At 41.6% G+C, this 12436-nt stretch carries 13 protein-coding genes; 4 read left to right on the forward strand and 9 right to left on the reverse strand.

What is annotated here, in order from left to right:
- Window positions 1-77 precede the first annotated feature (77 nt).
- From R2Q85_RS17665 to R2Q85_RS17675, 3 genes are read right to left on the reverse strand one after another with little or no spacing between them, the layout of a single operon-like run.
- Window positions 78-1061: an MlaD family protein gene (locus R2Q85_RS17665; protein ID WP_316813118.1), complete on the reverse strand. Its 984-nt coding sequence runs from the start codon at window positions 1059-1061 to the stop codon at window positions 78-80.
- Window positions 1062-1070: 9 nt separating this feature from the next.
- On the reverse strand, window positions 1071-1838 hold the full coding sequence (locus tag R2Q85_RS17670) for an ABC transporter ATP-binding protein (protein ID WP_316813119.1): 768 nt from the start codon (window positions 1836-1838) through the stop codon (window positions 1071-1073).
- Between the two features lie 4 nt (window positions 1839-1842).
- On the reverse strand, window positions 1843-2655 hold the full coding sequence (locus R2Q85_RS17675) for an ABC transporter permease (RefSeq protein WP_316813120.1): 813 nt from the start codon (window positions 2653-2655) through the stop codon (window positions 1843-1845).
- A gap of 128 nt (window positions 2656-2783) precedes the next feature.
- On the opposite strand from R2Q85_RS17675, the gene R2Q85_RS17680 reads away from it, so the two are divergent.
- From R2Q85_RS17680 to R2Q85_RS17690, 3 genes are all read left to right on the forward strand, one after another.
- On the forward strand, window positions 2784-3467 hold the full coding sequence (locus R2Q85_RS17680; RefSeq protein ID WP_316813121.1) for a class I SAM-dependent methyltransferase: 684 nt from the start codon (window positions 2784-2786) through the stop codon (window positions 3465-3467).
- A gap of 51 nt (window positions 3468-3518) precedes the next feature.
- Window positions 3519-3884, forward strand: a complete 366-nt coding sequence (locus R2Q85_RS17685) for a hypothetical protein (protein WP_316813122.1) — start codon at window positions 3519-3521, stop codon at window positions 3882-3884.
- Window positions 3885-3989: 105 nt separating this feature from the next.
- Window positions 3990-4520 (forward strand): ferritin, encoded by a 531-nt coding sequence (locus tag R2Q85_RS17690; protein WP_316813123.1) that lies wholly within the window; start codon window positions 3990-3992, stop codon window positions 4518-4520.
- 194 nt (window positions 4521-4714) lie between these two features.
- On the opposite strand, the gene R2Q85_RS17695 is transcribed toward R2Q85_RS17690, so the two are convergent.
- Together R2Q85_RS17695 and R2Q85_RS17700 are read right to left on the reverse strand one after the other, a co-directional pair.
- Window positions 4715-5836 (reverse strand): lipid II:glycine glycyltransferase FemX, encoded by a 1122-nt coding sequence (locus R2Q85_RS17695; RefSeq protein WP_316813124.1) that lies wholly within the window; start codon window positions 5834-5836, stop codon window positions 4715-4717.
- Window positions 5837-6074: 238 nt separating this feature from the next.
- Complete coding sequence (locus tag R2Q85_RS17700; RefSeq protein WP_316813125.1) at window positions 6075-6656, reverse strand: thymidine kinase; 582 nt, start codon at window positions 6654-6656, stop codon at window positions 6075-6077.
- A gap of 98 nt (window positions 6657-6754) precedes the next feature.
- Between R2Q85_RS17700 and R2Q85_RS17705 the strand changes: the two genes are divergently transcribed.
- Entirely contained in the window at window positions 6755-7726 is a 972-nt protein-coding gene (locus R2Q85_RS17705) for a hypothetical protein (protein WP_316813126.1), read from the forward strand.
- Between the two features lie 134 nt (window positions 7727-7860).
- Here the strand turns inward: R2Q85_RS17705 and rodA are convergent, their stop codons facing one another.
- Genes rodA through mreC form a run of 4 tightly spaced genes read right to left on the reverse strand, consistent with a single transcriptional unit; the run spans window position 7861 to window position 12419 of the window.
- A complete protein-coding gene (rodA, locus tag R2Q85_RS17710) occupies window positions 7861-9126 on the reverse strand; it encodes a rod shape-determining protein RodA (RefSeq protein WP_410478898.1) in 1266 nt (421 codons plus the stop codon).
- The gene (gene mrdA, locus R2Q85_RS17715; RefSeq protein WP_316813128.1) at window positions 9126-11075 is read right to left on the reverse strand and encodes a penicillin-binding protein 2; all 1950 of its coding nucleotides are present in this window, start codon (window positions 11073-11075) and stop codon (window positions 9126-9128) included. Before mrdA ends, rodA begins: the two co-directional genes overlap by 1 nt.
- Entirely contained in the window at window positions 11075-11590 is a 516-nt protein-coding gene (locus R2Q85_RS17720; RefSeq protein ID WP_316813129.1) for a rod shape-determining protein MreD, read from the reverse strand. The genes mrdA and R2Q85_RS17720 overlap by 1 nt, the downstream gene beginning before the upstream one ends.
- On the reverse strand, window positions 11583-12419 hold the full coding sequence (mreC, locus tag R2Q85_RS17725) for a rod shape-determining protein MreC (RefSeq protein WP_316813130.1): 837 nt from the start codon (window positions 12417-12419) through the stop codon (window positions 11583-11585). The genes R2Q85_RS17720 and mreC overlap by 8 nt, the downstream gene beginning before the upstream one ends.
- Window positions 12420-12436 lie beyond the last annotated feature (17 nt).

The following is a 12436-nucleotide window of genomic DNA, read 5'->3' on the forward strand; positions in this document are numbered from 1 at the left end:
ATATTCTTGATTTTTCCGTTGGAAAAATCAGAAAACGCCCATGCTTTTCAGAAAAGATGTTTTTTTGCCGGTTAGTTTTAAGGGTTTGCCGCAGCTGCTTCAGCCTTAGCTTTCTTCTTAAAAAATCCCCTCAACAGGAAATTGTGTTGAAGTGCTTCTAAGTTCTCATCCAGTTTCTTGCTGCTGGTTTCCAGGTTGGTCACAATGCCCTTAACCTGATCGGCTGTTTTAGGGTCATTGATCAGCAGGCCCACCGCATTATCTGTCTGGTTAAATTTGGCCGTTGCTTTATTCAGGTTATCTGTCATGGCAGAAGCTGATGCCGCAGTTTTTTGCAGTTCATTTACTGCAGTTTGTAGTTGTGCAAAAACAGCTGTATCGGTCATGAGTTTATCTGCCAAACCACCTTTGGTATTCATGGTTTTTGTGAAAGTATTCATTTCTGCAGCCATTCTGTTTGCCGATTCAGTTGTGGTTTTCAGGTTCTCCACAATCGCTTTGAAGTTCTTCGCAATCTGCTCATCGGTAAGCAATGCACCTGCAGCACCTTTGCCTTCCACCAGATTTTGCGCCAGCACCTTAAAATCAGAAGTTACATCAACCAGGTTTTTATTATTTACCTGGAATGTTTTCATGATATCATCCGTAGACAGGGTACTGGCTACCTGTAGTTGATCGCCATCCTCCACAAAAGGGAATTTTGGGCTTCCGCCGCTGATCACTACAATCTTGTTCCCGATTAAACCATCTGAACTGATGCTGGCCGCTGCATTTTTATGAATGTACTTGTGCGCATCCTCTTCGATGTTCATAAACACCTGGACCTGGGAGATCCCATAGAACTGGATCTTTTTGATCGTCCCGATCTTTACGCCTGAAAACCATACATTGTTTCCGGCTTTGAGACCTTGTATATCGCTAAAAACAGCATTTACAGTGAAGCTTTTTACAAACGCTTTTCTCTGGCTTCCTAAGGTGAAAACCCCTAAAACGAATATGACTAAGCCCAGGAGTATAAATACCCCTACTGTTATCTGTTTACGGTTGTCTGTTACTTGCATATATATATATTACTGAATAAAATTATAGTCGTAAAAAGGCTTAACCCGTTCATCACTGGTGTTAAATACTTCTTCAAAGGTGCCCAATCGTTGAAATTGTCCGTCTAATAGCATAGCCACCCTGTTACCTACTGCTTTTGCACAGGTCAAATCATGGGTGATCACTATAGAACTGGTATGAAAACGTTCCTGGACCTCATTGATCAGGCTGTTGATCTCCAGACAGGTAATTGGGTCAAGTCCGGCAGTAGGTTCGTCATACAGCATAATTTCGGGTCGTAAAATAAGCGTACGTGCAATACCAATCCTTTTTCTTTGTCCGCCTGACAATTCAGAAGGCATCTGGTTGATGGTTTGCAACAAGCCTACAGCATCCAGCATCTCTTCAACAGCATGATTTACTTCGGCCTTACTGAGGTTTCTCTGGTTTCTTACCAAGGGGAATTCAAGGTTCCCCCTTACCGTCATACTGTCATATAAAGCACTGTTCTGGAAAGAGAAACCCACCTTTAGCCTTAGGGCCAGTAGTTCTTTATACGTAATCTGGTCCACATATTGGTCCAGTACCTTAACCATTCCGGTATCAGGGGTAAGCAGGCCCACAATGATTTTGATCAGCACTGATTTTCCTGTCCCCGATTTTCCAAGAACAACCAGGTTCTCTCCTTTAAACAGGTCCAGATCAACACCTTTAAGCACATGATAATTGCCAAACGATTTGTTCAGATCTTTGATCTCTATTACTTTCTCGTTCTGATGAAATGATTTCTTCTCCATAAGATCAGCCCCTGAATAAACCAAAAAATTGTACGGAAACCACTTCTTCAATAAAAATGAGAAACATGGCAATCACCACAGCAGAATTGGCTGCTTTACCCACACCTTCAGTTCCTTTTGAAGAATTATAACCCTGGTAACAGCCTACCATACCGATGGTAAAGCCAAAAAGAATGGCTTTGATGGTTGAAGCGGTAATATCGAGGAAAGTGATCTGTTCCAATGAGGACTGGAAAAAAGCCCTGGCGCTGGTGCCTTCACTTAAAGATACATTTAATAAAGCACCGAGCATACCAACCATAGCAGTATAAAAGGTAAGGATCGGAATGGTGATGGTTGCTGCCAATACCCTTGTAGAAACCAGGAATTTAAAAGGATTGGTAGCCGAAACTTCCATGGCATCAATCTGCTCTGTAACGCGCATTGAGCCTAGTTCTGCACCTATACTTGAGCCAACCTTCCCTGCAGCAATCAGGCCGGTGAGTAGTGGGGCCAGTGTTCGCAATAAAGCAATACCCACAAGAGAAGGCAACCATGAGGTAGCCCCAAATTCTGACAAGGAAGGCCGTGATTGCTTGGTAAATACAATGCCTGTAATGAAACCTGTAGTGGATATCAGTAAGGCAGAGCGGTAGCCGATCTCATAACATTGGCGAAATAATTCTTTTGCTTCGTAAGGCGGAAGAAAACCCTCTTTAAAAAAGCGGGCAATGAATTTATAAACATCATATAAGGTTAAAAACATCCGGGCTAATTTGCCCGGTCCTTTAACTTCTTCTTCTTGCATTACAGCTGGACTTTCGGCTTTGTTCTCCATGAATTAGGCTCTTGCTTTAGGGCGTTACTATCAAACCATAAGCCAGAATTTTGTAAAGTTAGTGCATGCATTATAAATTGAATGTAAATTTGTTAAAATAATTAAAATTTTATCAGATAGCAATCAAGATGAAAGAACCATTAAGTGAAGAAGTATTGATGCACATTGCCTGTCAGCTAAGTAAGCCAGAAGGAGCGGACGGAATTTTGACGGCTGAACGCATGGCACACACCAATAACAACATGACAAATGCCGCCATTAAGGCACTGAACATTTCGGGCAAAAATGTCATTCTGGAAATAGGTCCCGGAAATGGTTCTCACGTAAGATCTGTAACTGGAGTTGCGACTGATCTGCATTATTATGGCGTAGATATATCAGACACTATGGTTGCCGAAGCCCGTAAAATAAATGCAGATCTGGTGGCCACAGGAAAAGTCTCATTTGAATTGACAGCGGCAGATAAACTAAATTTCAGCGATAATTTTTTTGATAGGATCTTTACGGTGAATACACTTTATTTCTGGGAAAGACCTATTTTATATGCACAGGAAATCAGACGGGTATTGAAACCTGATGGCTTGTTTTGCCTGGCTATTGCCACTGAAGAATTTATGAAGGGCCTGCCTTTTACAAAATATAAGTTTAAACTGTACAATACGACCAGTGTGGAAGAACTTTTAATAGCTGCGGGATTCTCTTTGGTAACCATCACCGAGCAAAAAGACCTGACCAGCAGTCATACGGGTGAGGTGGTAAATCGCGATATCATCCTTGTAACAGCTAAAAAAAATAAAAATTTCATCTCTTGATTTGGAATAAATCTAAATAATAATCACCTTTGTCCTAATTAGTAATTGTCAATGCAAAATATAACCATTCAGTCATCAGTAGAATTTGTTGAGGTGTTTAGCACTAAAGCCGGTGCTATTTATCAATCGGATAGCGAAAACTGCTGGTATATTGATTTTGCAGGCAAATTGGCCCGCTTTGATTACCGCAATATATTGAAGCTAAAAAAAGCAGTTTACCACATTGACATTGAAGACTTACTGCTCAACAATACCAAATCCCCTGATCTGGAGATCCTGTTCATTTGCGCCTGCGATCACTGTTATGTGTTGTCCTTAATACAGATCATCGAATTGAAGGAATTGTTGCAGGGCATGTTCGTTATGCTGGAACTTAACCATATTATTCAGGACCGTCTGCACCGCATTGTCATTTAGACCGTAACTGGACTTAGATTCTTTCCATATTAACCTTATTTTCACGATTTTAAATACTTAGCCGTATTTTTGTATTAGAAAATAAGAAGATTAATATATACCATTATGAAAGATATCATGCGTGTTAAGTGTTTACTCTCCTCAGATGTAGAGACACTTATAAACCAACAAATAAAAAAAGAAGCCCATTCCTCTGCAATCTATCTTTCCATGGCTTCATGGTGCAACAGAAATGGATATGATTTTTCTGCTGATTATTTCTTTAAGCAATCAGAAGAAGAAAGGGTACACCAACTCAAATTCTTTAAGTATGTTTTGGATATGGGTGGTAACGCCGTTTCGCCAGAGGTAACCAATGTTAAAGCAGAATACAATTCTTTCCGCGAGGTTTTTGAAGAAGCTTTAGAGCAGGAGATCAGCGTAACTCAATCCATTAAAAATATTGCCGCACGTTGCCATAAAGAGCAGGATTATATAACGTTGGAATTCTTAAACTGGTTCTTCAGAGAACAAAGAGAAGAAGAATACAAAGCCCGTCGTGCCATTGAACTGTTTGATGTGATTGGTGAAGAAGGAACCGGCAGATGGCAGATCGACAAACATGTAGGACAGATTAGCTACGATAGCGAAGCTTAATTATATTGTTCCTGGTTTTCGGGTAATAAGGTACATACTCATGCAAACAGTATGTACCTTTTTTTGTTTATTAGTTTATCCAGCCGGCCATGTCGAAGAAAAAAGATAAAAAGAAGAAAAAGGACAAAAAGAAAAAGGAATGCTGTGAAAAGTACCTGACAGGAAAGCGCTGTAAAAATTGTCCAAATGCCTAGCTAAATGTGATAGCCCTGACTGTGCATTTCTGTTGCAATAAAGCGCTGGTATTGCTCATTATCTAATGGATAATCCCAGCAGCCCATCCTGTGGTACAGCTGCCCGCCAAAGCCATTTTTAAATTTATACAATCCATATAACGGATGCGAAGGATCGGGCCGTGGAGCCACACCGAACAAATCGTATTCTATGCAGCCTTTTTCTTTGGTAATTTTCATAGCCTCCCATTGCAGGGCGTAGGTAGCCATGTAGTTGCGGTTTGAAGAAGAAGAAGCTCCATATAAATAAGTTCCCCTATTGCCCGAAATGACCAGGAACATCGCGGCTAAGGCTCGCCCATCCAGTTCGGCCAGCAATAACGCTACATCGGCAGGCGAAGCGGTATTTTCGGCACGCGCAGTTAATACTGTTTTGAAATAGTTAATGTCATTAATGTGGATGCGGTTGCGCCGGGCCGTTTCCTGGTACAGCGCATACCATACCTGCAAGTTCTCCATGCCTGCTTTTTTAACATTAATGCCCTTTCTGTACGAGATATTGATGTTGTATCTGGTTTTTGACTTCATGTCATCCAGCAGCAGGTTGTGGTCGCGCTGCAAGTCCAAAAATATGGTGTTTGACGGAAGAATATCTGAGTTTGCTTTTCTCAGGTTCCAGTTAACCGTGTTAAAATTAAAGCGGAATTCCTGGTATTTTTTTTCCGGTGGGCCATTCCAATTTCCCAAATGATCAAAGCTGTCCCTTTCTTTGGCCCAATGGGATTGCCAGGCCAGGTCATACCTGATCAGTATGCATTTTGAAGGCAGGTAGGGGCGCAGGGATTCCGAAAGCTCTTCTAAAAACCTGCCCTGATGTTCTTCATTCGGTTCTATCTCCGGTCCATAGGGTACGTAGGCTACGGTATGTTCATTGTCTAAAGGCTGCAGCAGCACCAGGAAATCTGCATGGGTATAGCTGTTCTTTAAGGCGTTGTTGTAAATTTGAGCGTCTTCAACCTTAAAATTAAATGCTTTTGATTGCAGACCTTGTTTTGTTTTTACTTCAGACCAGAATGCAGTTTGCTGGATAATGGCAGTTTCATAAACCTCTTTAATGTCTTTTTTCTCAATAACAATATTCATCTCATTTGCTTAACCTGCAAAGTTCGGGAATATAATTTTGATAAGCCAACCGGAATGTTTTTGCCTTGTAAAAATGACCATTTCTGAAGCGCCAGTCTGGCCACCCTGCTTTAAAGAAAAATTACCTTCTCTGATGAAACCCCTCTTGAAAGAAAAATTACCTTCTGTGAAGCGGCATAGCGTTTTTTCAATTTTTCTACAGGAAAAATTGGAATCATGCAGCCGCAGAACAGAATGGTTATTTTTCATCCCCAAGATGAAAGCAATGCCTGCACCTGGGTTCGTAACTGTCCTTTTCTCCAAGCAGGATCTTGCTTTCACTGGCAGCAGTACGGTAGGAATATACCGCCGGACTTCCACAGCGAACACAAACTGCATTTACTTTGGTTACCAGTTCGGCAATGGCCATTAAGGCGGGTACCGGGCCAAAAGGTCTGCCCTGAAAATCCATATCCAGGCCGGCAACAATTACCCTGATTCCTTTTTGTGCAAGTTTATTGCAAACTTCCGGCAGGTTATCGTCAAAAAACTGGGCCTCATCAATCCCTACCACCTGCGTATCAGCCTTTAAAAGTAAAATTGCAGTTGAATTTACTACTGGTGTAGACTCAATAGAATTCAGATCGTGCGAAACTACAGCAGTTTCATCGTAGCGGGTATCCGTTCTGGGTTTAAAGATCTCTACATTCAGCTTAGCGATCTCCGCACGCTTTAAGCGCCTCAACAGCTCCTCGGTTTTACCCGAAAACATAGAGCCGCAAATCACTTCAATACTGCCGCAGTATTCTCCCCTTCTGTAATTTTGTTCGCTGAATAACATGTATAATACGATCTTAAAGCCTGCTAATATCAGAATTTTGTAGTACTTTTGAGTGTCAAGTTACCAACATAAAACATCAATTCTTCCGTTATTAAATTATGATGAACCAAGAGGATATTTTTAAAAAAGTAGGACAGATATTAAATGAACTTCAGGATCAATATGAGTTTTTGGCTCAAAATCCAACGCAACTCAATGAGTTGGAACTGGAGCTCTTTCTGGCAAATGCAAACTTTTTATCAGATCATGTTCAGATTGTAAGAAAAATTAACAGCAATAAAGTAATAAAGGCGATTCCGGAACATACTGAAACGCACGTTGAAGTGTTTCAAGAGCCGGCCCAGGACAAAGCAGAAACAATGGAAGCCGCAGAAATCCTGGTAGAGGAATTTGAAGAACCATTAGCCGAACCTGAAGTTTTTGCTGAAGAAATCTCTGAAGAGACACCCGAAACTTTGAAGTTTGAATTTATATTAAGCGAAACTCCTGAAACAGATAAGTTTGAGTTTGAGGAAAAACCCATTGGTGCTATTTTTGACAGGCCATTGAGTAGGGAAGAAGAAGAGATCATTGCACAAAAACAGAAATCAAGAGAAGAAAACCAGCAAAAAGAGGAGCCTGCACCTACTGCCGCAGCAGAACCCAGACCTTTGTTTGTGCCGGATCGGATTGAAGAAAAAGTAGTTTTGCCGGTTGCCCCAGAACCTGTACCGGATAAAGTTGAGGAAAAAATAATTGATCCCAATGCTTTAAAACCAACTTTAAACGATCTGCTTGCTGGTAAGAGTAACCAGCCTGCCAGTTTTAATGAAGGCAGCAGTAAACCGGCAATTACAGATCTGAAGCAGGCTATTAACCTCAATGAGAAGCTGCTGTACATCAAAGATCTTTTTAACGGCTATAACCTGGCTTATGCAGAAGCCATAGAACTCATCAATAAAATGCCGGATTTTAAAACAGCTGATGCTTTTCTGAAAAACAATTACGCAGTAAAAAACAACTGGTCCGCGAAACAAAGCACAGTTGATCAGTTTTATGAATTGCTGAACCAACGCTTTCCGAAAATCTAATCTTATCATAATTATAGGCTGTTCCTAATGTTTGCTGGTAAGGCTTGCGCAGATTAGAAAAAGCGGAGTTTACAATTCGTAAATGAGCATTTTAATAATCAAGCATAACGCAGCCAGCGAACTTTAGGAACAGCCTAAATAAATCCCATTCGGTTTGAATCGAGTTTTAGAAATATAAATAATAGCACAGTAAAGCTCCACAGGGAAGATCCCCCGTAACTGATAAAAGGAAGGGGGATACCAATTACCGGAACTATCCCTATGGTCATACCGATGTTGATGAATACGTGGAAAAAGATGATACAGGCTACACAGTAGCCATAAACCCGGGAAAAGGAAGATCGCTGTCTTTCCGCAAGATTGATGATCCTGAGCAACATGAACAGGTATAAAGCAATCACCACAAAGCAGCCTGTAAATCCCCATTCTTCTCCAATGGTCGAGAAAATAAAATCAGTACTTTGTTCTGGTACATAGCCATACTTGGTTTGCGTACCCTCTAAGAAACCTCTTCCGGTAAGTTGTCCTGAGCCAATGGCTATTTTTGACTGATTGACATTATAGCCTGCTCCTTTAGGATCGGTTTTAAGCCCCAGGATCAGCTCAATCCTTGTGCGCTGGTGTGGTTGCAGTACATTTTCAAACAACAGCTTGGCAATAAAGAGATAGCCGATTGCGGCGAGTGTAATCACCCCAATTGTGATCATCCGTTGCTGCTTTCTTTTGTTAAAATAGATAAACAGTCCGCCGATGGCCAAAATTGCCGAGATCAGTATCCAGGAGGTGAGAAAAAGATTAAGGATAAATAACAGGACCATGCCCCAAAAAATAACCAGCAGGTAGCCTGGCAACCCTTCACGATACAAAGGGAACATAAAGGAAAGAAACACCAGCATTGAACCGGCATCAGGCTGCAGCATGATGAGGCACATGGGCAAAATAATAATCACCGCAGCCATTAGTACGGGCTTCAGGGTATTCAGCTTCGGATTAAATGAACTGATGTATCTGGCCAGGAGCAATGCTGTACCAAATTTGGCCAGTTCAGAAGGCTGCAAACGAAAAGAACCAATCGGAATCCAGGCCTGGTTACCACCCACATTACGGCCAACAATCAGTACGACAACCAGCAATAACATCGTAACCCCGTAAATGATGGGAGAGAAAACGCTGAAAAATTTGGCGTCGAGCAACAATATCGATAAACCCAATATTAAGCCTGTAATGATAAAAATAAGCTGTTTACCATAGTTAGAAGCAAAATTAAAAGCCGTAGACTCTTCCGGATTATAAACGGAGGCATAAATGTTTACAAAGCCAATCGCACAAAGCGCCACATAGATCAGGATTGTGATCCAGTCTACATTAAAGAAGAACCTGTTGCTGCTTTGCTGATTGATCATGGTGTAAGCTGAATAATAGGTTTGCTGATCGGTTGATTTGTTGCGGGGTGATCTTGTGTGGTAACAGCTGGTTTTGCTGCCGAATCTGTCAGCTTCGCTTTTGGTTTAACCTTTGGTTTGGGAGGAGCAGGCAGGATCACCTGTTTCTTCATCCATTCTATCTGTGCCAGTTTATTTTTAGGCAAAGTTCCCTTTAGGTATTGTTCTGCAATGTAACTGGCCATAGGCGCTGCATAGGTACTGCCATAACCGGCATTTTCTACAATTACAGCGATGGCAATCTTCGGATTGTCCCTTGGTGCAAATCCGATAAATACCGAGTGATTTTTACCGCGTGGATTTTGTACAGTACCCGTTTTGCCACACATGATAATGCCTTCGATCCTGGATTGAATGGCTGTTCCCCATGGCGCATTTACGGCATCCTGCATGCCATCAATTACAGGTTCAAAGTGTATGGCATCTACATCAACATAATTCTTTTTTACGTATTCTTTTTTGATCACGTTGTTTTTACCAATCGCCTTTACCAGGTGAGGTTTGATGTAATAACCACGGTTGGCAATAATGGCCATAATGTTGGCCATTTGGAGCGGGGTAGCATCCATTTCCCCTTGCCCTATAGCCAGGGAAATTACCGTTCCGTGATTCCAGTATTTTGAATATTTGCCAGAATAATAGGCAGCGTCGTAAAGCCTTCCGTTTCGTTCCGATGGAAGATCTATTCCCAGTTTTTCTCCCAGACCAAATTTCCTGACTTTCTTTTGCCAGTCATCGTAAGCAACCCGCTGATTGGCGTACTTGCGTTGCATGAGAAGTTTTTGAAATACATAGCAAGCGTACGTATTACAGGAGCGTGCAAGCCCTTTTCGCAAGGCGATGTTGCCATCAACATGCTCACATTTTACGGTATGGTTACCTACGCGGAAATAGCCAGGACAATTAAAAGTGGTATTTGGGTCAATCACGCCCTCCTGCAGGCCAATTAACGCATCCAGTGGTTTAAAGGCAGATCCAGGGGAATAATAACCTTGTATTGGCCGGATATTAAATACACGGTTAGGGTCTTTTAACAATTCCATGTAGTTGTTTCCCTGGTTGCGGCCAACCATTAAGTTCGGGTCGTAGCTGGGGCTGCTTATAAATGCGAGGATCTCTCCGGAACCGGGTTCGATGGCTACAATGCTCCCCACTTTATTGCGCATCAGTTCTTCTCCAAGTTTTTGTAGTTTGAGATCTAAAGATGAAATGAGGCGGTCTCCTGAAACAGCGGCTGTATCGAACCTGCCTTCTGCATAACTACCTTTTGGTACATTACGGGCATCGTACATCATGTTCACAACTCCCCGTTCGCCCCTTAATAAGGTCTCGTAAGATTTTTCTACACCTGATTTTCCAATATAATCCCCAGAACGATAATACCCCTCTGAATTCTGGATGTCAAGTGAAGATACTTCTTTGATATAACCCAGAAAATGAGCAGCTACACTATCCGGATAATGCCGGATGGTTCTGCTCTGTACAAAAAAGCCGGGAAAACGGGAAAGCCGCTCAGATAGGGTGGCATAAACCTGTACGGATAGCTGCCGTTCAAAAATGCTGGGCTGGTACCTGGACTGGCTGGCGGCCTTATTAAAATTACGTTTAAAGCGCTTCATGTCAATATCGATCATCCGGCAAAGCGCCACGGTATCAAAATGCTTCACCTGGTTGGGAATGACCATCAGATCATATACAGCTTCATTTTGTGCCAAAGGTTTTTCATTACGGTCAAAAATAACACCGCGTGCCGGAAAAGTATAGATTTTTCGCAGCACATTGCTCTCTGCCGAAATGAAGTATTTATCGGTTGCTACCTGTACGTAAAAAAGAGTGCCCAATAAAATTAGCGCAATGGCAATAAATAAACCCTGTATTACATATTTCCGGCCAAACAGATTATCCATCAGCGCATCTTTCTGTTATAGAATATGAATTCTATCAGTACAACACTAAACAAGGTAAATATGCCACTAAAAAGGCACCTGAGTAAAGTATAGGAGAATTCTGCCAGTCTGAATGTTTCTAAAAAGAACAGCACCAGGTGATGGGAAAAGGTGCAGAGTAAGGCATATATGATGAACCATTTGAAGCCCATATTCCCTAAAGTAGGTTCGGGTTCATCAAAGCCATCGCGGTTTACAGTTACAGATATAAAAAGGATCCGGACAAAGACCAGGGCAATACAGGCCGCAGTATGAACACCCAGTGTATCGTAAAATGCATCCAGCGTTAAGCCGGTTATAAAAGCAATCAGGTAAAGTAATAAATTGGGGATACCGAAGGGCAGCAGCAATAAAAACAGGATATATACGAAAGGTGTTGCGATGTTGTAAAAACTCAAATTCCTCAGCAAAAGGATCTGGATTAAAAGGAGTACAAACCACCTGACTATGTTTACCAATACTAATCTACTATTCATTCGGTAATTTTGCTTCTAATTCTTTCTGTTCTACGGCATATTTATCCAGAATCACGTATACATACTGTAAGGTACTAAAATCGTTGAAAAGTTTAATTTCTACAGACATAAAATTGTCTCCGGTGGCTACCGCGGTATTGGTCACGGTTCCTACCGGGATGCCTGGAGGGAAACCAGAAAAGCCCGAAGTAACAATGGTATCTTTAAGGCCTATTTTAAAGTGGTTGGGGATTTCCTTTACGTAAGCCTTTGTAAAATCAGCATTGCCAACGCCCCATACCAATATGCCCAGTGCCTGGCTTTTTTGTAGGTTAACACTTATTTTCGTGTCTTTATGCAGTAAAGAGCGGATGGTTGCCAGGTGTTCAGAAACATCCATCACAAATCCTACCACACCTTTACCCGGCGAAATTACGGCCATTTCAGGGACAACTCCATCGGCGCTGCCCTTGTTGATGGTAATCACATTATTCCTTAGTGTAATGGAGTTCTTAATTACCCTTGCCGAAAGGTAAGTGTATTGCGGATTGTTCAGGGTGTCCTTAATTGTAATCTTTTTAGCGCTGTCTATACTTTTAAGGTTGAGCAGTTCTGTTTTTAATTTTGCATTTTCCTGCGCCAGACTGTCGTTTACATTGCCAAGGCTAATGTATTTCTTCAGCACATTCAGGTTCTGGTACACCTCGCCCACTACCGCATTGGTAGAATTAACCGCTATACTACGTTGATAAGCGTTGTTTTTTACGGTAAGGATAATGCCAACGGCGAAAAAGATAATAAATAAGAAAAATGCGTTATATCTGTTTATGAAAATCCAAAGGTTACGCATTTTGATTTACAGTTTAG

It is taken from the genome of Pedobacter heparinus (assembly GCF_032678725.1).
Classification (GTDB): domain Bacteria; phylum Bacteroidota; class Bacteroidia; order Sphingobacteriales; family Sphingobacteriaceae; genus Pedobacter; species Pedobacter heparinus_A.

Coding starts and splice junctions, on each gene's coding strand:
- R2Q85_RS17665 (WP_316813118.1), bottom strand. CDS start 1,061: ATGCAAGTAACAGACAACCGTAAACAGATAACAGTAGGGGTATTTATA.
- R2Q85_RS17670 (WP_316813119.1), bottom strand. CDS start 1,838: ATGGAGAAGAAATCATTTCATCAGAACGAGAAAGTAATAGAGATCAAA.
- R2Q85_RS17675 (WP_316813120.1), bottom strand. CDS start 2,655: ATGGAGAACAAAGCCGAAAGTCCAGCTGTAATGCAAGAAGAAGAAGTT.
- R2Q85_RS17680 (WP_316813121.1), top strand. CDS start 2,784: ATGAAAGAACCATTAAGTGAAGAAGTATTGATGCACATTGCCTGTCAG.
- R2Q85_RS17685 (WP_316813122.1), top strand. CDS start 3,519: ATGCAAAATATAACCATTCAGTCATCAGTAGAATTTGTTGAGGTGTTT.
- R2Q85_RS17690 (WP_316813123.1), top strand. CDS start 3,990: ATGAAAGATATCATGCGTGTTAAGTGTTTACTCTCCTCAGATGTAGAG.
- R2Q85_RS17695 (WP_316813124.1), bottom strand. CDS start 5,836: ATGAATATTGTTATTGAGAAAAAAGACATTAAAGAGGTTTATGAAACT.
- R2Q85_RS17700 (WP_316813125.1), bottom strand. CDS start 6,656: ATGTTATTCAGCGAACAAAATTACAGAAGGGGAGAATACTGCGGCAGT.
- R2Q85_RS17705 (WP_316813126.1), top strand. CDS start 6,755: ATGATGAACCAAGAGGATATTTTTAAAAAAGTAGGACAGATATTAAAT.
- mrdA (WP_316813128.1), bottom strand. CDS start 11,075: ATGGATAATCTGTTTGGCCGGAAATATGTAATACAGGGTTTATTTATT.
- R2Q85_RS17720 (WP_316813129.1), bottom strand. CDS start 11,590: ATGAATAGTAGATTAGTATTGGTAAACATAGTCAGGTGGTTTGTACTC.
- mreC (WP_316813130.1), bottom strand. CDS start 12,419: ATGCGTAACCTTTGGATTTTCATAAACAGATATAACGCATTTTTCTTA.